The organism is Pseudaminobacter soli (ex Li et al. 2025), assembly GCF_003012705.1.
GTDB lineage: Bacteria > Pseudomonadota > Alphaproteobacteria > Rhizobiales > Rhizobiaceae > Pseudaminobacter > Pseudaminobacter soli.
The window spans coordinates 175,920-199,842 of record NZ_PXYL01000005.1; the positions used below are offsets into that span (position 1 = coordinate 175,920).

Genomic DNA, 23,923 nt, shown 5'->3' on the forward strand with positions numbered 1-23,923 from the left:
AAACTTCATGTCCACATCGGCTCTCGAAGCCAAGGACGAGCGCGCCAGCAGATGGCGCGCTCGCAACCAGGTCCGAACCTATAGCAAGCGCACCTTCGGCGTTCTGCTGTTCACCCTCCTCACCCTCGCTGCGCTCGCCTACACCGCCCACTACATCCGCACCTTCGTGATCGCGGAAGGCTGGTCGGCAACCCCGGTGACCGTGGTCGCGGCCCTTGCCTGCCTCCTGCCGCTGGCTGTCGTGGCGCTTGCCACCCGCGCCGTATCGTGGTCGTCGCAGGCGGGTAAGGCTTCCGATATCTACCTGGGACGCGAACTGGGCGCCAAAGCCTCGGACGCTTCGTGGAAGGCGCTGTCCTACGCCGCGGCGCTGCTCATCGTCTGCTCGCTGTCGTGGTTCCTCGTCGTCAACGACGCCGCCGTCAGCCGCACGTTCTTCGACCTTCAGCTTATCACGAAGTCAGCCTGGGCCGTGCTTAGGGCCTTCGGCACCAACATCTTCATCTTCGTCGTCTCCGGCGTGCTGATCCTCGTCTGGGCGCTCGTCGTCGCTATCGCGCGCACCCTGCCCGGCGAGGCAGGCAAGCCGATCCGCACGCTCGCCATCATCTATGGCGACCTGTTCCGCGGCCTGCCGGCGATCATCACCATCTATCTCATTGGCTTCGGCCTGCCGCTGACCGGCCTGCCGATCCTGAAGGACCTGTCCTCCAACGCCTATGCCATCATCGCGCTGACGCTGACCTATGGTGCCTACACCTCCGAGGTTTATCGCGCCGGCATCGAAAGCGTGCACCCGAGCCAGATCGCGGCGGCGCGCTCGCTTGGCCTGTCCTACTTCAGGACGATGCGCTACGTGGTCGTTCCGCTGGCAGTGCGCGGCATCATCCCGCCGCTGATGAACAACTGCATCAGCCTGCAGAAGGACACTGCGCTCGTTGCCATCATCGGCACGATCGACGCCTTCAACCAGTCGAAGATCATCGCCAGCAACAACTTCAACCTCTCCGCCGTCACTACCGTCGCCATCCTCTTCATCGTGCTCACGATCCCGCAGGCTCGCTTCGTCGACAAGCTGATTGAACGCGACCGCAAGAAGATGCGCTCCTGACCCTCGAACGGATGGATTGAAGAAGATGGCACTGGTCGAAATCGACAAGGCATACAAGCGCTACGGCGCAGTCGAGGTTCTCTCCGGCATCTCGCTCGACATCGAGGAGCATCAGGTGGTCTGCCTGATCGGCCCTTCGGGCTGCGGAAAATCAACCCTGCTGCGGTGCATCAACCGTCTGGAGACGATCAACGAAGGCGAGATCCGCCTGCACGGCGACCGGGTGACCGGTCCCGGCGTGGACCTCGACGCCCTGCGCCGCGAGATCGGCATCGTCTTCCAGGGCTACAACCTATTCCCGCATATGAGCGTGATCGAGAACGTCACGCTGGCGCCCACCAAGGTGCTGAACATGTCCAAGGCCGAAGCGGTCGAAAAGGGCAAGGCGCTGCTTGCCCGCATCGGGCTGGGACACAAGGCGGACGAATATCCCGACCGTCTTTCCGGCGGCCAGCAGCAGCGCGTGGCAATCGTACGCGCGCTGATGATGGACCCGACGCTGCTGCTGCTGGACGAGATCACCTCGGCGCTGGACCCCGAACTGGTTTCGGAAGTTCTGGACATCGTGCGCGATCTGGCCAAGAACGGCATGACCATGGTGCTCGCCACGCACGAAATGGGCTTTGCCCGCGAGGTCGCGGACAAGGTCTGCTTCCTGCAGGCCGGCAAGGTCTATGAGGAAGGCCCGCCGGAGCAGATCTTCGGCAAGCCACAGGGCGAGCGCACGCAAGCCTTCCTCAAGCGCATCGTGGAAGCCGGCCGCCTCTAGAGCATGATCCCGAAAAGTGGGAACCGGTTTTCGGAAAAGATCATGCTCAAACAGGAAGATTGGCTTTAGTAGCCGGAAAGACTGGAACAAATCGAGGTAGCATCGGTGAACGCACGGGATTTTGGCATCGTCTGCGGAATTCTTCCCACGGGCGAAAAGAACGCGATCACCGATGTGCCTGGCGTGCGCGTCGGCCACCACACGATCCGCGAAGGCGACATCAACTCCGGCGTGACGGCAGTGCTGCCGCATGCCGGCAACCTCTATCGCAAGAAGGTGCTTGCCGCGAGCGACGTCATCAACGGCTTCGGCAAGAGCACCGGTCTCGTGCAGATCGACGAACTCGGCACGCTGGAAACGCCGATCCTGCTCACCAACACTTTTGGCGTCGGCACTTGCGCCAACGCGCTGATCCGCGAGGCGATCGCCGCCAACCCGGACATCGGCCGCCAGACCGCAACGGTGAACCCCGTAGTCTGCGAGTGCAATGACGGTCCGCTCAACGACATCCAGGCAATGGCCGTCACCGAGGAACATGCGCGCCTTGCCTTGGCAAACGCACACGAAGGCGCGGTCGAGCAAGGTAATGTCGGCGCCGGCACGGGCATGACCTGCTTCGGCTTCAAGGGCGGCATCGGCACCTCGTCGCGTCGGTTCGAGCTCGATGGCCAGACTTACCATGTCGGCACTCTGGTGCTGTCCAATTTCGGCCGCGCCGGCGACCTCATGCTGCCGGACGGCCGCCAGCCCTCGCCCCGCACCGCCAAGGAGGCGGAAAAGGGCTCGGTTATCATCATTCTCGCCACCGATGTTCCGCTGGAACACCGCCAGCTCAAGCGCGTGACGCGTCGCTGCGGCGCCGGCCTTGCCCGTCTGGGCGCCTTCTGGGGCCACGGCAGCGGCGACATCTCAATCGGCTTCACCACGGCGACGACCATCGACCACGACGAGAAGAGCGACCTCTTCTCGATGCGCGCGCTGAACGAGAACCGCATCGACAAGCTGTTCCGCGCCGCCACCGAGGCCACGCAGGAAGCGGTGCTGAATTCGATGTGCGCGGCGGAAGCCATGAAAGGCCGCGCCGGCAATTTCCGCCCCTCGCTGGCCGATTGGCTGCGTTAAAAACAAAAGCGGCGGGACACGCCCGCCGCAAATCGTTGTCCCTAGCCTAAGCGTACCACTCAGCGCGGCAGCACCGCCGTCGCCTCGATCTCGACCTTGGCCTCGTCTTCCATCAGCGCCACAACCTGCACCATCGCCATCGCCGGGAAATGCTTGCCCAGCACCTCGCGATAGGCGGCGCCGATTTCGCGCAGATTGGCGAGATATTCCTTCTTGTCGGTGATGTACCAGGTCAGCTTGACGATGTGCTCGGGCCGGCCGCCGGCCTCCCTCAGCACATCGACTATGTTCTGGAGCGTCTGCCGGGTCTGGCCCACCAGATCCTTCTCCTCGAAGACCTGATCGGCATTCCAGCCGATCTGCCCGCCGAGATAGGCGACTCGGCCATCCGCAAGGATGCCATTCGCATAGCCCTTGGCCGGCTTCCAATTTGCCGGATGCAGCACTTCGTGAATGGGGGCGGTGGTCATGAATAGTCTCCGATTTCAGATCTTCGTCTTTGATGATGGCGTTGGATCGCCAGGCCTCCCTGCCCTCCTCCGGGCAATAGTCCTAGAGCGCGGTGCGCACCTTCCAGAGTTCCGGGAACAGCTCGACCTCCAGCATCTTGCGCAGATAGGATACGCCCGAGGTGCCGCCGGTGCCGCGCTTGAGGCCGATGATGCGCTCGACGGTGGTGACGTGGTTGAAGCGCCAGCGCCGGAAATAGTCTTCGAAGTCGACCAGCTTCTCGGCCAGCTCATAGAGCATCCAGTAGCGTTCCGGGTCCTGGTACACTTCCTTCCAGGCGTTCAGCACCTGCTCGCTTTCCGTCCGTGTCTCGCGCCAGTCGGAGCGATCTGCCTCAGCACCGATGTCAAAACCCTGGCGTGCCAGAAGGCGCAGCGCCTCGTCATAGAGGCTGGGTCCTGCAAGGATCTCCTCCAGAGCGGCGATGACCTCGGGCTTGTGCTCATGCGGCTTCAGCATCGGCAGGTTGCGGTTGCCGGCGAGGAACTCGATCGCCCGGTATTGATAGGACTGGAAGCCGGACGACTGGCCGAGCGAGCCGCGAAACTGCGTGTACTCGCTGGGTGTCATCGTGCGCAGCACGTCCCAGGCGCTGTTCAGCTGCTCGAAAATCCGCGCCACGCGGGTCAGCATCTTGAAGGCCGGCTGCAGGCGGTCCTCGCGGATCGCCACGATGGCCGAACGGATTTCGTGGATGGCGAGCTTCATCCAGAGTTCTGAGGTCTGGTGCTGGATGATGAACAGGAGCTCGTCATGCGCGGTCGACAGCGGTTCTTGGGCGGTCAGCACCTTGTCCAGCTGGAGATAGTCGCCATAGGACATGCGCCCGCGGAACTCCATCTGGGCGCCCTGGCCAGGATTGTCAGATTGCGTCATGCAACTCGTCCCTATTTGGCGGAGCCCGCCTTCCCCTTATTTTTGGGAAGGATCGCACTCCCGGGATTACATTTCAAGCATGAAATTTTATGATTAAAATATCTCGGTCAGCCGCGCCCCACATAGGGCATATTGGTTGCCATCACCGTCATGAACAGCACATTGGCGTCGAGCGGCAACCCGGCCATATAGAGCACGGCTTCGGCAACGCGTTCCACATCCATCACCGCTTCCGGCGCGATGGTTCCATTGGCCTGCGGCACGCCCTGGGTCATCGGCACGGCCATCTCGGTCAGCGCGTTGCCGATATCGATCTGCCCGCAGGCGATATCGAAGGGCCGCCCGTCGAGCGCCAGCGTCTTGGTGAGCCCGGTAATCGCGTGCTTGGTCGTCGTGTAAGGCACCGAACCGGGACGCGGCGCATGGGCCGAGACCGACCCGTTGTTGATGATGCGGCCGCCCTGCGGGTTCTGCCGGCGCATGGCGCCGAAGGCCGCCCGCGCGCACAGGAACGAGCCGGTGAGATTGACGCCGACCACGTCCTCCCACACATCGACGGGGATCTCGTCGATCAGGGTCGACTTGTAGCCGACGCCCGCATTGTTGAAGAGCAGGTCCACGCGGCCGAACGTGGCGATCACTTCGGCAAACAGTTCATCGACCTGATCGGCCTTGGAAATGTCGCAGGCAACGGCCAGCGCCCTTGCCTCGCAAGGGCCCGCCGCAGCGATCGCCTCTTCGAGAACCGATTTCCGGCGGCCGACGAAAACCGTGTTCCAGCCTGCCTTCAGAAGTGCGGTTGCGACGGATTTGCCGATGCCGGTGCCTGCGCCGGTGACGATTGCGATCTTGCCGTTTGACATTTCGAGCCTCCCTTTCAGCAGCGAGGCATCGCAAAAGAGGGCCGGTCAGGCAAGCGATAGAAGTAATGTCGGCTGACAAAAAGGGCGGTCATTGGCGACCGCCCTAAGCTGGGATTTCCGCATGGGAGGAGGAAAGCGGATCCGAATGATGAAAATGATGCGCTTGAAAGGTTAACCGAATCTTAACGCGTAAATCGCGGCAATCAGGCGCTCGCCGCCCTTTGCTCGACCCCGCCCGGCACCTTGGCGGCGGAAACCGTCGCCTCGATGTGGTCGACCAGCGCATCCGGCAGCTTGAGCCGGCCCGCCAGCATGTCCAGGAAACCGCGCTCGGCGCGCGTGTCCGGCTCGATGGTCAGCCGCGCCGCAGTGTAGAGCGCGATCTTCTGGGCATCGGTGTGAGCGGCCGTGACCAGGGCCTCGATGTCGAGCGGCCGGGCCAGCTCTCCAAGCAGGAAGCTTTCCGCATCCGGCCCTATGTGGGAGCCGGCGATCTTTTCGGCGATCTTGCGACGCTCTTCGTCATCGACATGGCCGTCGGCCTTGGCGGCGGCGATCATGGCGCGCACCAGCGCCAGCGCAAACTCGCTCTCGCCTTGCGGGGCCTGCGAGGGATGGAAGCTCGTGTCTTCCGGCGCCGGCAGCAATTCCGGCTCGCGCACATCCGCCGGCGTCGGCTTTCCGCCGTTCTGGTAGCTCTGGTAGGCTTTGTAGGCGAGGCCAGCCACCGCAGCCAAACCGCCGAGCTTCACGGCCGAACCCGTCAGCTTGCGCCCGGCGCCGGTTCCCAGCAGCACCGCCACCAGCGCACCGGCTGCCAGTGGGTTGTCCTTTGCAAGCTGTACTGCCTGGTCGGTCTTTTCGTGTACGGTCGACTCGGTGCCGGGCACCTTCGAGCCAAGCAGATCGTCAAGCAGCTTCTTGGGATCCAACATTCAGGCCTCCGGAATTCGGGTCCGCGGCTGGCGGACGGTGTCGGGTGCCGGTGAAGTAGGCAGCGCAAAGTGGCATTGCAATGCGGCGGCGACAATTTGTGACCGCGAGCTGCCTATGAAAGAAGAGTTGGCCCGGTCAGCTGCCGATGTGCCGAATGCCGCGATTGGCCGCGAGTTCCACTTGGCGGTGCCGCTCTGCATAGCGCGCGCGGTCCTCGTCGGTGCGCACTTCATGGCAATGCGGGCAGGAGACGCCCTCGTGGAACTGCGGCGAAGCCTGCTCCTCAGGCGTCAGCGGATGACGGCAGGCACGGCAGAGCACGGCACTCCCCTGCTCCAGCCCATGCGACACGGCCACGCGCTCGTCGAAGACAAAACACTCGCCTTCCCAAAGGCTTTGCTCGGCCGGCACTTCTTCCAGATATTTCAGGATGCCGCCCTTGAGGTGGAACACGTCCTCGATGCCGAGCGACTTCACATAGGCGGTCGCCTTTTCGCAACGAATGCCGCCCGTGCAGAACATCGCCACCTTGCGGCCTTCAAGCTCGCCCCGGTGCTGCTCGACCCAGTCGGGAAACTCGCGGAAGCTGCTGGTCTTGGGGTCGACCGCGCCACGGAAGGTGCCGATCGAGACCTCGTAGTCATTGCGCGTGTCGATGATGATAGTGCCCGGGTCCGCGATCAGCGCATTCCATTCCTGCGGCTCGACATAGGCGCCAGTGCCTTCCAGCGGGTCGATACCCTCGACGCCCATGGTCACGATCTCGCGCTTCAGCCGCACCTTCATGCGGTGGAACGGCATTTCGGCGGCGCGGCTGTATTTGACCTCCAGCCCGGCGAATTCGGGAACCGCTTCCAGCCAGGCGATCAGGGCGTCGATCGCCTCGTCGGTGCCGGCGACCGTGCCGTTGACGCCCTCGCGCGCCAGCAGCAGCGTGCCCTTGATGCCGTGCGAGCAGCAGAAGGCGGTGAGCGGCGCACGCAGGTCCTCGAACGCTTCGAGCCGGCAGAACCGGTAGAGCGCGGCAACACGGAAATCTTGCTGGAGCGTGGATGAATTCATTGCATGCGGCAGTAGCGCCTGCGGAGATTTGTTTCAAGACGCCTCGAGAAAGCCTTTTGCCGCAACGGCTTGGCGAAGCGGCCAATCTGGCAACGTCCCGCGCGTGGGCCGGATTTCATCCCCCGCCGCCGGCGCAGAAGCAGAATTGGCGCGCCACAGGGAGACGCCAAGATCATGTTCACGCAGGAAATCATCGACGAAATCCGGACTGCCGCCTGGTCGCTCGGCATCGAGGCCGAAGCGCTGCTGGCGATTGCGGAAGTGGAAAGCGGCGGCCAGGCCTATGCCCGCGTGGAGGGGCGCAACGAACCGCTGATCCGTTTCGAAGGACATTATTTCGACCGGCGCCTTTCGACCGCCAACCAGATCAGGGCGCGGGCGCTCGGCCTCTCTGCGTCGGTCGCCGGCGCGATTGCCAATCCTCGCACGCAAGAGGCGCGGTGGAGGCTTCTGGCCCGCGCGGCCGAGATCGACCGCAAGGCGGCCTATGAGTCGGTTTCCTGGGGCGTCGGCCAGGTCATGGGCGCCCACTGGGCATGGCTGGGCTATGCGAATGTCGATGCGCTGGTCGCCGAGGCGCGCAGCGGCGTCGCCGGACAGGTGCGCCTGATGGCGTGCTACATCGACAAAGCCGGACTGAGTACCGCACTGCGGGACCGGGACTGGACCGCCTTTGCCCGTGGCTACAACGGCCCGGACTACCGCAAGAACAGCTACCATACGAAAATCGCCGCCGCCTACCGGCGCTACAAGACAAGCGGCGGTGGGGTCGGCCAAACACGGCCCAACAACCTGCCTCCGATCAGCGCCCCCGATGCCGGCCGAAACATCTCGCCATCCGTGGCCTTGCCGGGTCGGGCGCCGGAACCGCAGAGCGCCCTCGGCGGTTGGTTGCGTGGGCTCAAGGCAATCCTGCTGCGACGGTGACGACTTTGTCTCCGTGACTTGCGGGACCGCCTCTGCTAAATCGGTTGAAATTCCTGTCAAGCTTCAGAGAACCCCATGTCCAGCAAGACCGACACGCTCCTCTCCCTCCTCGATGGCCAGCCGGTCATTCCGGTGCTGAAGATCGACAATGTGGCCGACGCCGTGCCGCTGGCCCGCGCGTTGGCGAAAGGCGGCCTGCGCGCCATCGAGATCACGCTGAGGACGGCGGACGCGCTGGAGGCGATCCGGCGCGTTATCGGTGAGGTCGAGGACGCGATCGTCGGCGCCGGCACCATCCTCGACCCGCGCCATTTCGAACAGGCCGCCAAGGCCGGCTCGAAGTTCATCGTCAGCCCGGGCGTGACGCGCGAGCTTCTCGTTGCCGCCAGCGACAGCCCGGTTCCGCTGCTGCCCGGCGCCATTACGCCCGGCGAGATCATGACCGCGCGCGATGCGGGGCTCGATTTCCTGAAATTCTTCCCGGCCGAGCAGGCGGGTGGCGCTGCCTTCCTCAAGGCGCTTGCCTCGCCTTTCGCAGGCATCCGCTTCTGCCCGACGGGGGGCGTGTCGGCCGGCAATGCCGCAAGCTATCTCGCCCTGCCCAACGTCATCTGCGTCGGCGGCTCTTGGGTGGCGCCGGACGACATGGTCAAGGCCGGCGACTGGGCTGGAATCGAAGCTCTCGCACGCGAGGCCACTGGCCTGCGGAAGGCCTGAGCCGGCTTTCCGCAATTGGGAAAACATCGGCCAAAACGAAAAAGCGCCGGACTTGCCGGCGCTTTTTTTGTTCTTGTGTCAGGCGAAGCCCGTCAATTGGTCTCGAAGCGGGCCACCGACAGGAACTGCACGGCCTTGCCCGTGAAGCGGCTCGCATCCGCCACCTGGCTGCCCTTCTGGAAGCCAGCCGTATAGACCTCGCGCGGCGCCGTGCGGACGATGTTGTAGGCGAAGGACGGCGCCGTGGTGCCTTCCGAAGCCTTCGCGACATAATCCTTGTGCAGGACCCAGCGCGCAGCATCGGGAGCGGCGGCCAGCGTCACCGACTTGCGGTCAGGCTTGGCATCCTGGGCCGCGGCGCGCGCGGTCTTGGGCGTAGTCTTGGCGCCAGACGTCGGCGCGACAGGCTCGACCGGGACATCGGCGACCATAGCGGCCGGCTCGGCGGCTGCGGTGGCCAAGGCAGCCATGCGCTCCTTGCTCGCCTTGATCTCGGCCTGGACGGCTGCTGCCTCGTCAGGCTGAGCCACCTTGGCCGGTTCCGGCAGGGTCGGACGTGCCTGCGGCAGGGCCGCCACCACCATGTCGCTGCTTTCCGAGACCGTCGTGGGACGGCTGACCGGCAGCGGAATGTTGGCGAGCTTGCCCTTGTCCGTCTCGGCCAGAGCCAGCAGCATCGCTTCCTGCTGAGTCGGCTTCGCCGGTTCGGCCGGAGGCGTGTAGTCGGGCCGATGCGTCGGCAACGGAATATTGAGGGCCACGGCCTGCGCCTGGGCGCCGGGCGTTCCCTGGAGCGGGTCTTGCGCCATGCCAAAAGGAACAGTTTCGGGGGCAGCCTCGGCAACCGCCACGGCGTTGCCCAGCTCGCCCTTCGGCCGCGGCGCGAGCGCCGGCAGCGGCACCCCGCGCGCTGGCAGCGCGGCAACGATGGTTTCAGGCGCCTGGGCAGGCTGCGGCTCGGCCGCATCCACGCCCGGGATCTCGGCGCGCTGCGCTTCGTCAGGCGACAGGATCTGGATGCCACCCTTGGCCGGGGCAGCCACCACGGTCGCGGCAGGCACCTGCCTGGTGATGGCCTTCGGAGCCGGCGCGGCCGAGGCGACGACCGGAGCGCTGTCCTCCTCGTCGTCCGATCCACCACCGCCAAACAGGGCAGCCAGAAGTCCGCCGGAGCGCTTGGTGCTCTTGCTGCCGCCGCTCGCCATGGCAACGGCGAGCTCGCCACCGCTACCCTTGCGGGCTTCATAGGCGGCCAGGGCTTCCTCGAAGCCGGGCAATGGCTTGCCATCGCTCGGCACGTGCAGGGTCTTCCCGTTCGGGAACAGCGCGACGAGTTCCTGGCGGCTCATGCGCGGCCAATGACGCACATTGCCGACGTCGAAATGCACGAAGGGCGAACCGGAGGTCGGATAATAGCCGACACCGCCGGCCTGCATCTTGAGGCCGATCTCGCGCATTCTCTTGAGCGGCACGTCGGGGAGATAGAAATCCATCGCCTTGCCGAGCATGTGCTGGCTCTTTTCGGCGACCATCTTGCTGCGGCTGCGCAGCATCGAGTTGGTAGTCGGCGAACGATAGGCCGACACCACGTGGATATATTCGTGGGATCCCGAAGCCCGATAGGCTTCCCAGATCAGGTCGAACAGCCTGGGATCCATCTTGGTGGGCTCGTTGCGGCGCCAGTCGCGCAGGAACCGGTTGAGATCGGCAAGGCCTGCCGGATCGAACCGCCCGTTGCGCTTGAAGGTGATTTCCTTCTTCTCGCCCGTATGTACGAAATAGAGCTTCAGACTTCTGGTCTCGGCGCTGGCCGCCGAGGCCACCATCGTAAGGAAACCGAAGGCGGCCATCGAAGAGGCCAGCAGCTTGCGCCAGCCAAACGTTTCGAGACCGCGCCTGTTTTTGGGTCGCTCGATGCTTATCAAATCAAAAGGCCCTATAGAGTGCCGATTGTCCCCGGATTTGAACCCCGGACGACGAGTGCTTTGTCGTCCGAATATCAATTCTAATGGTTAATCACTGCTTATTGAAGTCCAAATGCGGTGACACCAAGGCGTTATCCCGGCAAATCATAGCCGTACAAATCACGGTAAACGACCAGTTAAAAGGCCCGCCCCACGAAGGGCTATATCGATTCTACGAGGCCAGCCTTTCTGCCCGTCCAGTTTCCGGATCGATGCCATACTCCTTAAGCTTGCGATAAAGGGTCGAGCGGCCGATGCCCAGCCTGCGGGCCACCTCGCTCATCTGGCCATTATAATGGTCGATGGCCAGCCTGATCATGTCCAGTTCCACATCGGCAAGCGAGCGGACATTGCCGCGCTCGTCCATCGCCTTCAGCATCCCGAAACCGTTGCGGGCTATGGGTTCCGCAGGCGACGTATCGCGGCTCGTCTCCACCGGCAGCGGGGCTATTTCAGGCGGCAGCGGTGCTGCGTCGGCGGACCGCTCGCTCAACACGACCACGCCTTCCACCTGCGCCCTGATCTGGGGGAATTCCTCCTCGGTCAGCACATTGTCTTCGCACAGCACGGACGCGCGGAAGACGGCATTTTCGAGCTGGCGGATATTGCCGGGCCAGTCATAGGCCTGAAGCATCGAAAGCGCGCGGGCGGAAATGTCCATGATGCGGCCGCGCGGCTGCGAAGGCGCGACATTTGCGAGAAAATGCCGCACCAGGGCGGGAACGTCCTCGCGCCGTTCACGTAGCGGCGGCACGAAGATGGGGTAAACGTTAAGGCGATAGAACAGGTCTTCGCGGAATTTTCCGTCCTTCACCTGCTGCAGCAGGTTGCGGTGCGTCGCCGAGATGAACCGGATATCGACCTTCACCGTCGAGCGCCCGCCCACGGGATCGACCTCGCCCTCCTGCACCGCGCGCAGCAGCTTTACCTGCACGTCCAGCGGCAGGTCGCCGATCTCGTCCAGGAACAGCGTGCCGGTATGCGCCTCGACGAACTTGCCGGCGTGCTTTTCGGTCGCGCCCGTGAACGAGCCCTTTTCGTGGCCGAACAGGATGCTCTCGACCAGATTGTCCGGGATCGCGCCGCAGTTCACCGTAACGAACGGTTTCGACCGTCGCCCACTTGAGCCCTGGATCGCTCGCGCGACCAGTTCCTTGCCGACACCGGATTCGCCCTCGATCAGGATCGGGATGTTGGAGGCCGCGGCTTTCTGCCCAAGCCGGATCACCCGCTCCATCGCCGGGCTTCCAGTCACCATGTCCTTGAAGGTCAGCACGCCGCCGCTGCGCGTCGAGCGCGGCGCCTCGCCGCCGAGTGCCTCGACCTTCAGCGCGTTGGCAACCGCCGTCTTCAGCCGCTCCGGCGATGCCGGCTTGACCACGAAGTCGAAAGCCCCGTTGCGCATGGCCGAAATCACCGTTTCGATTCCGCCTTGCGCCGTCTGCACGATCACCGGCAGCTGGATGCCGCGCTTGCGCATCGTCTGCAGGACGGTGATCCCGTCCATGCCGGGCATCGAAAGGTCGAGGATGACCACCGAGACGTTGCCCGCATCCGCGCCGTCAAGCACCTTCAGCGCCGCCTCGCCGCCATCCGCCACGATCGCCCGATAGCCAAATTTGGTCACGGCCGCTTCAAGCAAGCGCCGCTGCACCGGATCGTCATCGACTATGAGTACGCAAGCAGACATGAATTATTCGGAGAATCGCGATAGAGACCGTTGTTGCCGTATGGATCATCCTGGCACAGGGTTCTAAATAAGGTTTCAAAAAAGCCGGTGAATGAAGTCCTTATGATTTCTCCGGTCTTTCCCCGTCTTGAAATTGGAAGGTAACGCGATGCGCATAGTTCCGGAGCGGAACGCCGCTCCCCTGGTCTCCGGTCACGGCGCAACGGATCTGGGCGACCTGCCGGAATGGGATCTGACCGACCTCTACGCGAGCATGGACGCGCCCGAGCTGAAGCGCGACCTGCAGAAGGCGGCCGACGACGCTGTCGCCTTCGAGACGCAGTGGAAGGGCAAGCTGGCCACCGAGGCGCAGAAGGGCAGCGAAGGCAAGCTCGGGCAAGCGTTGCGCACCTATGAGGCGATCGAGGAACTGATCGGCCGCATCGCCTCCTATGCCGGGCTCGTCTATGCCGGCAACACCGCCGACCCGCAGCGCGCCAAGCTCTACGGCGACGTGCAGGAAAAGATGACGGATGCCAGCGCGCATCTTCTGTTCTTCGCGCTGGAACTCAACCTGATCGAGGACGCGCAGCTCCTTGCCGCGCTCGACGCAGACCCGGCTTTCGGCCACTACCGGCCCTGGGTGCTCGACCTGCGCAAGGACAAGCCTTACCAGCTCGAGGACCGCATCGAGCAGCTGTTCCACGAAAAGTCGATCACCGGCCGCGGCGCCTGGAACCGTCTCTTCGACGAGACGATGACCGACCTGCGCTTCGACATCGACGGCGAGGATTTGTCACTGGAGCCGACCCTCAACCGGCTGCAGGACCCTGATGGCGAGGTGCGCCACAAGGCGGCAGAGGCGCTGGCCAAGACCTTCAAGGAAAATTTGCGCACCTTCACGCTGATCACCAACACGCTCGCCAAGGACAAGGAAATCTCCGACCGCTGGCGCGGCTTCGAGGACATCGCGGACTCCCGCCACCTTGCCAACCGCGTCGAACGCAGCGTCGTGGATGCGCTGGCATCCGCCGTTCGCGAAGCCTATCCGCGTCTGTCGCACCGCTATTATGCGATGAAGGCGCGCTGGCTCGGCATGGAGACCATGAACCACTGGGACCGCAACGCGCCGCTGCCCGAAACACCGCAGGCGACAATCGGATGGGACCAGGCGAAGGATACGGTATTGTCGGCCTATGGGCGGTTTTCGCCCGACATGGCCAGCATTGCGCGCACCTTCTTCGATCGCCGCTGGATCGACGCGCCGGTGCGTCCCGGCAAGGCACCGGGTGCCTTCGCGCATCCGACCGTGCCCTCGGCGCACCCCTATGTGCTGTTGAACTACATGGGCAAGCCGCGCGACGTGATGACGCTCGCGCACGAGCTTGGGCACGGCGTGCACCAGGTGCTGGCCGGTGGCCAGGGCGCGCTGATGGCATCGACGCCACTGACGCTGGCCGAGACCGCCTCGGTGTTCGGCGAAATGCTCACCTTCCGCTCTCTGCTGGAGCAGACCACCGACAAGCGCGAACGCAAGGCCATGCTCGCCCAGAAGGTCGAGGACATGATCAACACGGTCGTGCGCCAGATCGCCTTCTACGAATTCGAGCGCAAGGTGCACACCGAGCGCCGCAATGGCGAGCTGACCTCGGACCGTGTCGGCCAGTTCTGGCTGGAAGTGCAGTCCGAGAGCCTCGGACCCGCAATCAAGCTGCGCGACGGATACGAGACCTTCTGGACCTATATCCCGCACTTCATCCACTCGCCGTTCTACGTCTACGCCTATGCGTTCGGCGATTGCCTGGTGAACTCGCTCTATGCGGTTTACCAGAATGCGGAGCGCGGCTTCCAGGAGAAGTATTTCGACATGCTGCGCGCCGGCGGCACCAAGCATCATTCCGAGCTGCTGAGGCCGTTCGGCCTGGATGCTTCCGACCCCGGCTTCTGGCAGATCGGGCTTGGCGTCATCAGCAATCTCATCGACGAGCTGGAAGCCCTGGAGTAAGGCAGCTTCCGGCCGCCTTCACGGAATAGCCAATGCCTGCAGCACCGTTCGTCCTTTTCCGCGACGATCCCGCCGGTCACGAACTGCTGTTCGACCGGCCGCACGAGATCATCCTCGCCGACACGCCGGAAAGCTTCTTTCCGGCGCTGGACGCGATGCAGGCGGCGCATGATGCAGGCAAATGGCTTGCCGGCTATTTTTCCTACGAGGCCGGCTATCTGCTCGAACCCAAGCTGCGCCCGATCCTGCCCGAGGGGCGCCGCGCGCCTCTGATATGTATTGGCGTGTTCGACGGCCCGTCGGAAACCGACCTGGCCAGTTCGCGCGGATCCGCCAGCAACGGCCCGATCTTCGATGCGAGGGCGACATGGTCGCAGGCCGACTATGAGAGCCGGTTTGCGCACCTGCACCGGCACTTGCGACTGGGCGACTGCTACCAGGGCAACCTGACCTTTCCGATAGAGGCTCAATGGTCGGGCGACCCGCTGGCCGCCTTCGACGCGCTGACCGAGCGCCAGCCGGTGAAATATGGCGCGCTGGTTTCGCTCGGAAATCCGGTCGTGCTGTCGCGTTCGCCGGAACTGTTCTTCCAGGTCGACGCGGATGGGTGGATAGAAACCCATCCCATGAAGGGCACCACTCCACGCGGCAAGACCCCGGCCGAGGACGAGGCGCAGCGTGAGTTCCTGCGCAACGACCCGAAGAACCAGGCCGAAAATCGGATGATCGTCGATCTGCTGCGCAACGACATCTCGCTGATCAGTGAGGTCGGCTCGCTCGACGTGCCCGAACTCTTCAAGATCGAAACCTACCCCACGCTGCACACGATGGTGAGCAGCGTGCGCGCAAAGCTGCTACCGGACCTGCCGATCGCCCGCATCTTCGCCGCTCTGTTCCCCTGCGGCTCGATCACCGGAGCACCCAAGATCCGGGCGATGGAGATCCTGCGCGAGCTGGAGGGCACCCCGCGCGACGCCTATTGCGGCGCCATTGGCTGGATCGCCCCAAGCGGCATTATGCGCTTCTCGGTCGCCATCCGCACCATCTCGCTCTACCCGGACGGCGAAGCGATCTACAATGTCGGCGGCGGCGTGGTCTTCGATTCCACGGCGCAGGAGGAATATGCGGAATGTCTTCTGAAAGCCCGCTTCGCGACGGGAACCCCGCCGGCTTCGAGCTGATCGAGACGCTGCGCTGGGAGCCGGCCGAAGGCTTCGTGCGCATCGTCCGGCATCTGGCCCGCATGGAGGAGTCCGCACGCGCGCTCGGTTTTGCCTTCGAAAGGCCGGCGGTGGAACAAGCGCTCGTGCGCAGCGTAGGTGGCGACGCGCCGCTGCGTGTGAGGCTGACGCTCGACCGGACCGGACAGCCCAACGTCACCATCCAGCCTTTTATCCCCCTGCCGGCAAACACAGTTTGGGCGCTGGCAATTGCAGGCACGCGCCTTGATTCCGCCGATGCCCTTCTGCGCCACAAGACGACAAAACGCGGGGCCTACGAGGCAGCAAGGGCCGAGTTTTCGCGCGACGAGGCGGACGAAGTGATCCTGCTCAACGAAGCGGGCGAGGTTTGCGAGGGGACGATCACCTCGATCTTCGCCGACACAGGCGACGGCCCCTTCAGGACACCACGGCTCGGCTGCGGCCTGCTCTCCGGCGTCCTGCGCGCCGAAATGCTCGATATCGGCAAGGCGACGGAAGCCGTGCTCACCCCGGATGACCTGCGCAAGGCCCGGGCGCTCTATGTCGGCAATTCGCTGCGTGGCCTGATCTCCGCCCGGCTGGCCTAGCCGTCTCCGGCTTGCACCCTTTTTGCAGGGCTGCTTATCTCGCTCGCGCAAAGAGCATGATCCTGAAAAGTTGCAGACTTTTCGGACAAGATCATGCTTCAAAAACGATATTTGGAGCGACATGTCGCTCCAAGAGGGAGAACAAATAGCCTTGAACGAAATGCCCAGACATACGCCCTATGACGGGTCGACCAAGCCCTTCACCATCGCACTGAAGACGCTCGACCCGACGGACTGGATCGAACTCGACGCCGACCTCGAAACCTATCTGGCCGAAAAAGACCGCCTTTACGCGACCCTGCCCGACAAGGTCTTTGTCGAGGAGCCCGACACGCACCCGGCGCAGCGCGAGGTGCTGGACATGCTGGCGCCTTATCTGGTCGAGCGCTTTCCCGAGACATATCGCCGGAATGGAACAGGCATCGAGATCGTCGGCACTAGCCGGCACGTCGAGACGTCGCAGCCGTCTCTGTCGCCGCTGCGCGCCGCTTCGCTTCTGGTGCCGGAAGACCTAATCCTGATGCGCCGGAGTGACGATGGCTGGCGGCTCGCGGCAGGCTCGCTCTGCTTCCCATCCTCTTGGTCGCTCGGCGAAAAGTTCGGGCGCTCGCTGCAGGACATCCACGAGCCGGTACCCGCCTTCGGCCGCGGCACCCGCACCGCCGATCTCATCCAGCGCATCTTCGACAATCTCGCCGTCGAGCAGCCGGTGCAGCGCTTCAACTGGTCGCTGCAGGCCGGCAACGACCTCTATCTGCCTTTCTCGCACGCGCAGCGCATCGACCGCGCCACCAACCGGCCGTCGAAATTCAGCGACGACGAGCTTGCCGCCCAGGCCTTCATGCGCATCGAGCGACAGACGCTGCGCAAGCTACCCAATTCGCGTGACATCCTCTTCACCATCCGCATCTATCTCGATCCGCTGACCGTGTTGTCCCGCCATCCGGACCGCGCGAGCATAGCCGCGTCCTTTGCCAGCCAGCTCGCAGCGCTCGACGAAGCCCAGCTCGACTACAAGGGCCTGACCGCCGACCGCGATCGGCTGGTTGCGGTACTGGGGAAAATCGCCGCGTCGTCATAAGTGGGTCAACGATTTCCCCTTTATTGTGACGACATTCTGTGTTCTGGCAATTGCGGCCGGCCAGACAGGCGAGCCGGCTGCGCGAACCCCCAATGGAGTGGATAAAGAATGGCGAATGACAAATGGCCCGTTTACGGTGAAATCAGCGGTCCCGTGGTAATGATCGGCTTTGGATCGATCGGCCGGGGAACACTTCCCCTCATCGAGCGCCATTTCAAATTCGACAAGTCGCGCATGACGGTCATCGATCCGCGCGATACCGATCGCAGGCTCCTCGACGAGCGCAACATCGCCTTCGTCCAGGAAGCGGTGACCAAGGAAAACTATCGCGAGCTGCTGACGCCGCTGCTTACCAAGGGCGGCGGCCAGGGCTTTTGCGTCAACCTCTCGGTCGACACCTCGTCGCTGGAACTGATGCGCCTCTGCCGCGAGCTCGGCGTGCTCTACATCGACACCGTCGTGGAGCCCTGGCTCGGCTTCTATTTCGATACCACCGCCGACAACGCCTCCCGCACCAACTATGCGCTGCGCGAAACCGTGCGCCAGGAAATCCTTGACCGTCCGGGCGGCACCACCGCGGTGTCCTGCTGCGGCGCCAATCCGGGCATGGTGTCGTGGTTCGTCAAGCAGGCGCTGATCAACCTCGCCAAGGATCTCGGCCTCGAATTCGCCGAACCGGCAACAAACGACCGTGATGGCTGGGCCAAGCTGATGCAGAAAGCTGGCGTGAAGGGCATCCACATTGCCGAGCGCGATACCCAGCTGACCCGCAATCCCAAGCCGCTCAACGTGTTCTGGAACACCTGGTCGGTGGAAGGCTTCATCTCAGAAGGCCTGCAGCCGTCCGAACTCGGCTGGGGCACGCATGAGAAGTGGATGCCGCAGAACGCCAAGCAGCACGAGACCGGCTGTCAGGCCGCGATCTATCTGGAACAGCCCGGCGGCAACACCCGCGTGCGCACCTGGTGCCCGACGCCCGGCGAGCAGTACGGCCTTCTCGTCACCCACAACGAGGCGATCTCGATCTCCGACTTCTTCACCGTGCGCGAAGCTGACGGCGCGGTCGCCTATCGCCCGACCTGCCACTACGCCTACCACCCCTGCAACGACGCGATCCTCTCGATGTACGAGATGTTCGGCGCAGCCGGAAAGGCGCAGCCGGTGCAGCATGTTCTCGACGAGGACGAACTGGTCGAAGGCAAGGACGAGCTCGGCGTGCTGCTCTACGGTCACGGCAAGAACGCCTATTGGTACGGCTCGCAGCTGACGCTCGAAGAGGCGCGCAAGCTTGCCCCCTACCAGAACGCGACCGGCCTGCAGGTCACCTCGGCGGTTCTCGCCGGCATGGTCTGGGCGCTGGAGAATCCGGAAGCCGGCATCGTCGACACCGACGCGATGGACTACCACCGTTGCCTCGAGGTGCAGCGCCAGTACCTGGGAACGGTAACCGGGGTCTATACCGACTGGACGCCGCTGGAGGGCCGCCCTGGCCTGTTCCCGGAAGATATCGACACCCAGGACCCGTGGCAGTTCCGTAACATTCTCGTCCGTTAATCCGGACCCAACAAGCGGGCATACCAGCTATTCCTTGCAATCGCCCGGAAATCGGGCGATTGCTCATTTCGATGCGGACTGAGGAGAGGATTTTTTAACCATGACGATTGCGCGCAATCTGATTTCAGTCGCCGCGATTGCGGTAGCGGCAGCGGCGCTCGCCGGCTGCGTGGGTGCCGGACCGGACGTTATCAATGGCGGCCCGGTGGGCGTTGCGCCGCGTGGCGGCGTGGAAGGTGAGTGGCTGAGCACGGACGGCGTTGCCGTTTCGCGCTTCTCCGGCGGCGCCTTCGAGACCAATGCTCTCGACACCGGCAACAAGCTGGCCGACGGCAGCTACCGCATGGTCGATGCCCGCAATGTGGAAATCACCATGCGCTCGCTGATCCGGCAGACCACGAGCAACGTCAACTGCGCGCTGGTGGCTCCGAACCAGCTGAACTGCACCAGCTCCAGCGGCCAGCAGTTCGTGATGACGCGTCGCCCGATCACGGGCTGACCGAAACGCCGGAATATCTGCGCCTCCCCGCACCGGGGAGGCCGCACCGCCTTTCGAGGCCTGACCCCTCCCCTGCTTTGACGGTGTCTTTCGTCGCGTGGCCGAAACGGTCGCGCGACGGAATGTGTATCGGCCCGCCCGCGCGCAAATCCGCTTGCATCAGCCAGACCCCGATGTGAACATGCCGGCCTGCCGTAGCATTACGGTCATGGGCGGGCTTTATATTTTCAGCATCACCCGGGGAGACAGATCATGAAAAGATTCGCGGCCTTAGTGGCCTTGTCTGCGTCGGCATTCGCCCTTTCGACGGGCGCCTCCTTTGCCGACTACACACTGCATATCCTGCACATCAACGACTGGCATAGCCGCATCGAATCCAACAACAAATATGAATCGACCTGTTCGGCCGAGGAAGAGGCCAAGGACGAATGCATCGGCGGCGCGGCCCGCCTCGTCACGGCAATCGCCCAGGAGCGCAAGAAGCTGGAGGGTGAGAACGTCTTGCTGCTGAATGGCGGCGACAATTTCCAGGGCTCGCTGTTCTACACCACCTACAAGGGCAAGGCCGAGGCCGAGTTCCTGAACCAGATGAAGTTCGACGCCATGACCGTGGGCAACCACGAGTTCGACGATGGCGAGGATGCGTTGGCGCCCTTCCTGGATGTCATCCAGTTTCCGGTGCTAAGCGCCAACGTGCAGGCGAGTGCTGCGGCCAAAGTAGGCGATCGCATCAAGCCTTCCGTCGTGCTCGAGGTAGGCGGCCAGAAGATCGGCATCATCGGCGCGGTGACCACCGAAACGCCGGAGATTTCTTCGCCCGGCCCCAACATCACCATCGAGGACGACATCAAGACCATCACCGCCGAGGTCGAGAAGCTGAAGGCTGAGGGCGTCAACAAGATCATCGCGCTCACCCATGTCGGCTATCCGCGCGACAAGGAGATGATCGCCAAGATTCCGGGCATCGACGTGGTGGTCGGCGGCCATACGCATTCGCTGTTGTCGAACACCGATCCCAAGGCCGAGGGCCCCTACCCGACGATGATCGACAACCCCGGCGGCTACAAGGTGCCGGTCACGCAGGCGGCCTCCTATTCGAAATATCTTGGCGAGTTCAAGGTGGTGTTCGACGACAACGGCGTCGTCAAGGAAGCCAGCGGCGACCCGATCTATCTCGACGCCAAGATCAAGCCCGACGAGGGCGTACTGAAGCGCATCGAGGAACTCGGCGCACCGATCGAAGAACTCAAGTCCAAGGAAGTCGGCGAGACGACCACCCCCATCGACGGCAGCCGTGAAAACTGCCGCGCCAGGGAATGCGAGATGGGCAACCTCGTTTCGGACGCGGTGCTCGAACGGGTGAAGGGCCAGGGCGTCAGCATCGTCATCACCAATGGCGGCGGCTTGCGCGCCTCGATCGACCAGGGCCCCGTTACCATGGGCGAAGTATTGACCGTTCTGCCCTTCCAGAACACCGTCGCCACCTTCCAGATTTCGGGTAAGGACCTGGTCGCAGCGCTCGAGAACGGCGTGAGCCAGCTCGAGGAAGGCGGTGGCCGCTTCGCGCAGGTTGCCGGCCTGAAATATTCCTTCGACAAGTCGGCCCCGCCGCAGAGCCGCGTGAAGTCCGTCGAGGTTCAGGAAAACGGGAACTGGGCGCCGATCGACCCGAACAAGGACTATCTGGTCGCTTCCAACAACTATGTCCGCCAAGGCGGCGACGGCTACAAGATCTTCGCCGAAAAGGCCAAGAACGCCTATGACTACGGCCCGGGATTGGAGCAGACGGTGGCCGACTATCTGACCGCGCACCGCCCCTACACGCCCAAGGTCGAGGGCCGCATCACGGAGGTGGCCCAGGCCGCGCCGACCGAGGCCAAGCCGGCGGAAACGGCACCGGCTACCGAAGCCACCAAGCCTGCCGAGGCAATCCAGCCTGCGGCAGTTATCAAGCCCGTGGAAGCCGGACCAAAGGCCGGCGACAGCCATGTGATCGCCGCCGGCGACACCTATTGGGACATCGCCAAGGCGGCCTATGGCAATGGCGGCAAATGGCGGACCATCGCCAAGGCCAACAATTATCCGGCGCGGCGCCTGCCCGTGGGCGCGACGCTGAACATTCCGGCCGCGCAGTAGGCGCTTGGAACGAGCCCATAGGCAGAACCCGCCCGCAACCAATCGGGCGGGTTTTCGCATTGTGGTGCGGCCAGACGCGACATTGAATGCTTGCGCCATTCGATTACCTATTGGCGCGTTGCGGAGAGACCGAATGGACATGACCACCACGATCGATGACAAGACCAGCAAGGCGCTCGGCCCGCTTCCAGCCGGCCACCCGGCGGTGCGCAAGGGCAAGGTCGGCGTGCTCCTGCTCAACCTCGGTACCCCCGACGGCACCGACACCAAGTCGATGCGTCGCTACCTGCGGGAGTTCCTGTCCGATCCGCGCGTCATTGAGATGCCAAAGCTGCTTTGGTATCCGATCCTTCACGGGATCGTCCTCAACACGCGCCCCAGGAAGTCGGGCGATAACTATAAAAAGATCTGGAACACCGAACGCGACGAATCCCCGCTGCGCACCTACACGCGCTCGCAGGCCGAAAAGCTAGCGGAAGCGCTGCGCGACCTGCCCGATGTGATCGTCGAATGGGGCATGCGCTACGGCAATCCGTCAACAGCAGACGCGGTCGAGAAGCTGATGGCGCAAGGCTGCGAGCGCATCGTCATGTTCCCGCTCTATCCGCAGTTTTCGGCCACCACCACGGCCACGGCAAGCGACCAGCTGTTCCGCGCCCTGATGAAGATACGCGCCATGCCGTCTGTCCGCACCGTGCCGGCCTATTACGACGAACCGGTCTATATCGAAGCGCTGGCGCGCTCGATCGAGCAGCATCTCGCCGGGCTCGACTTCGAGCCGGAGGTCATCCTCGCCTCCTATCACGGCATCCCAAAGCCCTATTTCGAGAAGGGCGACCCCTACCACTGCCACTGCGTGAAGACGACGCGCTTGCTGCGCGAGCGGCTGGGCATGAGCGACAAGAAACTCATCACCACCTTCCAGTCCCGCTTCGGCGCGCAGGAATGGCTCCAGCCCTATACGGACAAGACAGTCGAGCGATTGGCCAAGGAGGGCGTGAAATCCATCGCCATCGTCAATCCCGGCTTTTCGGTGGACTGCATCGAGACGCTGGAGGAGATCGCCGGCGAGAACGCCGAGATATTTCATCACGCCGGCGGCAAGAACTTTTCCCACATTCCCTGCCTGAACGACAGCGCCGAGGGCATGGCCGTCATCGAGGCGATCGCACGCCGCGAACTGATGGGCTGGGTCTGAACCCAACCGCGTAAATCAGAGCGCTTCCAGACGTCACAGACACGTGGGTGTCCCTGCATGATTGCCGGCCACTCGCGGCGTGATTGTAACCGTCATGAAAGCCCCTTAAGTAATTCGTGAGCGCGCGGCCGTAATTTCAGCGCGCGCCCATTGAGAGGGAGAACTGCATGCCGTTTACCGGTTCCGATTTACTGATTCCGATCCTCGTCGTTCTCGTGCTGTTGTTCCTGTTTGCCGGTATCAAGACCGTGCCGCAGGGTTTCAACTACACGGTCGAGCGCTTCGGCCGGTACACGAAGACGCTTTCTCCCGGCCTCAACCTGATCCTCCCCTTCATCGACCGCATCGGCGCCAAGATGAACATGATGGAGCAGGTGCTCGACGTGCCGACGCAGGAGGTCATCACCCGCGACAACGCCATTGTCGGCGTCGACGGCGTGGCATTCTACCAGGTGTTGAGCGCGCCGCAGGCGGCTTACCAGGTTTCCGGGCTGGAGAACGCGATCCTCAACCTGACCATGACGAATATCCGCACGGTCATGGGCTCGATGGACTTGGACGAGTTGCTTTCCAATCGCGACGCCATCAATGAGCGGTTGCTGCGTGTGGTCGACGAGGCAGCCCATCCCTGGGGCATCAAGATCACGCGCGTCGAGATCAAGGACATCAACCCGCCGGCCAATCTGGTCGAGTCGATGGCCCGGCAGATGATGGCCGAGCGCAACAAGCGCGCCCAGATCCTCGAAGCCGAGGGCCTGAAAGCCGCTCAGGTGCTCGAAGCCGAAGGCCGCAAGGAAGCCGCTTTCCGCGATGCCGAGGCGCGCGAGCGTTCGGCAGAGGCGGAGGCACGTGCCACCCAGGTCGTGTCGGAAGCCATCGCCAAGGGTGACGTGCAGGCGATCAACTACTTCGTCGCGCAGAAATACACCGAAGCGTTGGGCAAGATCGGTTCGGCCGGCAACAGCAAGATCGTACTGATGCCTATGGAGGCTTCGTCGCTGATCGGCTCGCTGGGCGGCATCGGCGCCATCGCGAAGGAAGTGTTTGGCGATCAGTCGGCGGCAGCGCCGCAGCGTTCTTCCGCCCGGCCGCCGATAACGCGCAGCCAGGACTGATCCCGCCACGGAAAGACAGC

General features: G+C 63.5%; 21 protein-coding genes. 14 read left to right on the plus strand and 7 right to left on the minus strand.

Annotation, left to right across the window (positions count from 1 at the left end):
- Nucleotides 1–7 precede the first annotated feature (7 nt).
- The 3 genes from C7I85_RS12485 to C7I85_RS12500 all read left to right on the plus strand — a co-directional run bounded on the left by C7I85_RS12485 (nucleotide 8) and on the right by C7I85_RS12500 (nucleotide 3,002).
- Complete coding sequence (locus C7I85_RS12485) at nucleotides 8–1,111, plus strand: amino acid ABC transporter permease (protein WP_106724320.1); 1,104 nt, start codon at nucleotides 8–10, stop codon at nucleotides 1,109–1,111.
- A 25-nt stretch (nucleotides 1,112–1,136) separates the two neighbouring features.
- Nucleotides 1,137–1,880 carry an amino acid ABC transporter ATP-binding protein gene (locus C7I85_RS12490; protein ID WP_106724321.1) on the plus strand — a complete coding sequence of 248 codons (744 nt, stop codon included), beginning with the start codon at nucleotides 1,137–1,139 and terminating at the stop codon, nucleotides 1,878–1,880.
- Nucleotides 1,881–1,985: 105 nt separating this feature from the next.
- The gene (locus C7I85_RS12500; RefSeq protein ID WP_106724322.1) at nucleotides 1,986–3,002 is read left to right on the plus strand and encodes a P1 family peptidase; all 1,017 of its coding nucleotides are present in this window, start codon (nucleotides 1,986–1,988) and stop codon (nucleotides 3,000–3,002) included.
- Nucleotides 3,003–3,061: 59 nt separating this feature from the next.
- Here the strand turns inward: C7I85_RS12500 and C7I85_RS12505 are convergent, their stop codons facing one another.
- The 5 genes from C7I85_RS12505 to C7I85_RS12525 form a co-directional block, all read right to left on the minus strand.
- Nucleotides 3,062–3,472 carry a RidA family protein gene (locus C7I85_RS12505; protein WP_106724323.1) on the minus strand — a complete coding sequence of 137 codons (411 nt, stop codon included), beginning with the start codon at nucleotides 3,470–3,472 and terminating at the stop codon, nucleotides 3,062–3,064.
- Nucleotides 3,473–3,554: 82 nt separating this feature from the next.
- Nucleotides 3,555–4,388, minus strand: a complete 834-nt coding sequence (kynA, locus tag C7I85_RS12510) for a tryptophan 2,3-dioxygenase (protein WP_106724324.1) — start codon at nucleotides 4,386–4,388, stop codon at nucleotides 3,555–3,557.
- A 107-nt stretch (nucleotides 4,389–4,495) separates the two neighbouring features.
- Nucleotides 4,496–5,251 carry an SDR family oxidoreductase gene (locus tag C7I85_RS12515; RefSeq protein ID WP_106724325.1) on the minus strand — a complete coding sequence of 252 codons (756 nt, stop codon included), beginning with the start codon at nucleotides 5,249–5,251 and terminating at the stop codon, nucleotides 4,496–4,498.
- Between the two features lie 203 nt (nucleotides 5,252–5,454).
- Nucleotides 5,455–6,186: a tellurite resistance TerB family protein gene (locus C7I85_RS12520; RefSeq protein WP_106724326.1), complete on the minus strand. Its 732-nt coding sequence runs from the start codon at nucleotides 6,184–6,186 to the stop codon at nucleotides 5,455–5,457.
- A 136-nt stretch (nucleotides 6,187–6,322) separates the two neighbouring features.
- Nucleotides 6,323–7,249 carry a rhodanese-related sulfurtransferase gene (locus C7I85_RS12525; protein ID WP_106724327.1) on the minus strand — a complete coding sequence of 309 codons (927 nt, stop codon included), beginning with the start codon at nucleotides 7,247–7,249 and terminating at the stop codon, nucleotides 6,323–6,325.
- A 174-nt stretch (nucleotides 7,250–7,423) separates the two neighbouring features.
- On the opposite strand from C7I85_RS12525, the gene C7I85_RS12530 reads away from it, so the two are divergent.
- Entirely contained in the window at nucleotides 7,424–8,176 is a 753-nt protein-coding gene (locus C7I85_RS12530; protein WP_106724328.1) for an N-acetylmuramidase family protein, read from the plus strand.
- Between the two features lie 75 nt (nucleotides 8,177–8,251).
- Nucleotides 8,252–8,893: a 2-dehydro-3-deoxy-phosphogluconate aldolase gene (locus C7I85_RS12535; protein WP_106724329.1), complete on the plus strand. Its 642-nt coding sequence runs from the start codon at nucleotides 8,252–8,254 to the stop codon at nucleotides 8,891–8,893.
- A gap of 92 nt (nucleotides 8,894–8,985) precedes the next feature.
- Here the strand turns inward: C7I85_RS12535 and C7I85_RS12540 are convergent, their stop codons facing one another.
- Together C7I85_RS12540 and C7I85_RS12545 are read right to left on the minus strand one after the other, a co-directional pair.
- Nucleotides 8,986–10,743, minus strand: a complete 1,758-nt coding sequence (locus C7I85_RS12540; RefSeq protein WP_106724467.1) for a DUF882 domain-containing protein — start codon at nucleotides 10,741–10,743, stop codon at nucleotides 8,986–8,988.
- Nucleotides 10,744–11,029: 286 nt separating this feature from the next.
- Complete coding sequence (locus C7I85_RS12545) at nucleotides 11,030–12,547, minus strand: sigma-54-dependent transcriptional regulator (RefSeq protein WP_106724330.1); 1,518 nt, start codon at nucleotides 12,545–12,547, stop codon at nucleotides 11,030–11,032.
- A gap of 148 nt (nucleotides 12,548–12,695) precedes the next feature.
- Here C7I85_RS12545 and C7I85_RS12550 point away from each other — a divergent pair, with 148 nt between their 5' ends.
- The 9 genes from C7I85_RS12550 (at nucleotide 12,696) to C7I85_RS12590 (ending at nucleotide 23,903) form a co-directional block, all read left to right on the plus strand.
- Nucleotides 12,696–14,531 (plus strand): M3 family oligoendopeptidase, encoded by a 1,836-nt coding sequence (locus C7I85_RS12550; RefSeq protein WP_106724331.1) that lies wholly within the window; start codon nucleotides 12,696–12,698, stop codon nucleotides 14,529–14,531.
- Between the two features lie 32 nt (nucleotides 14,532–14,563).
- Nucleotides 14,564–15,712 carry an aminodeoxychorismate synthase component I gene (locus C7I85_RS12555; RefSeq protein WP_106724332.1) on the plus strand — a complete coding sequence of 383 codons (1,149 nt, stop codon included), beginning with the start codon at nucleotides 14,564–14,566 and terminating at the stop codon, nucleotides 15,710–15,712.
- Nucleotides 15,661–16,320, plus strand: coding sequence for an aminotransferase class IV family protein (locus C7I85_RS12560; protein WP_106724468.1), 660 nt, complete (start codon nucleotides 15,661–15,663; stop codon nucleotides 16,318–16,320). Before C7I85_RS12555 ends, C7I85_RS12560 begins: the two co-directional genes overlap by 52 nt.
- 160 nt (nucleotides 16,321–16,480) lie before the next feature.
- Nucleotides 16,481–17,401 carry a heme-dependent oxidative N-demethylase family protein gene (locus C7I85_RS12565; protein ID WP_245444927.1) on the plus strand — a complete coding sequence of 307 codons (921 nt, stop codon included), beginning with the start codon at nucleotides 16,481–16,483 and terminating at the stop codon, nucleotides 17,399–17,401.
- Nucleotides 17,402–17,509: 108 nt separating this feature from the next.
- Nucleotides 17,510–18,955: a homospermidine synthase gene (locus C7I85_RS12570; RefSeq protein ID WP_106724334.1), complete on the plus strand. Its 1,446-nt coding sequence runs from the start codon at nucleotides 17,510–17,512 to the stop codon at nucleotides 18,953–18,955.
- Between the two features lie 100 nt (nucleotides 18,956–19,055).
- Nucleotides 19,056–19,454: a hypothetical protein gene (locus C7I85_RS12575; protein WP_106724335.1), complete on the plus strand. Its 399-nt coding sequence runs from the start codon at nucleotides 19,056–19,058 to the stop codon at nucleotides 19,452–19,454.
- Nucleotides 19,455–19,706: 252 nt separating this feature from the next.
- A complete protein-coding gene (locus C7I85_RS12580) occupies nucleotides 19,707–21,590 on the plus strand; it encodes a 5'-nucleotidase C-terminal domain-containing protein (RefSeq protein ID WP_106724336.1) in 1,884 nt (627 codons plus the stop codon).
- Between the two features lie 133 nt (nucleotides 21,591–21,723).
- Nucleotides 21,724–22,788: a ferrochelatase gene (gene hemH, locus C7I85_RS12585; RefSeq protein WP_106724337.1), complete on the plus strand. Its 1,065-nt coding sequence runs from the start codon at nucleotides 21,724–21,726 to the stop codon at nucleotides 22,786–22,788.
- A 167-nt stretch (nucleotides 22,789–22,955) separates the two neighbouring features.
- The gene (locus C7I85_RS12590; RefSeq protein ID WP_106724338.1) at nucleotides 22,956–23,903 is read left to right on the plus strand and encodes an SPFH domain-containing protein; all 948 of its coding nucleotides are present in this window, start codon (nucleotides 22,956–22,958) and stop codon (nucleotides 23,901–23,903) included.
- Nucleotides 23,904–23,923 lie beyond the last annotated feature (20 nt).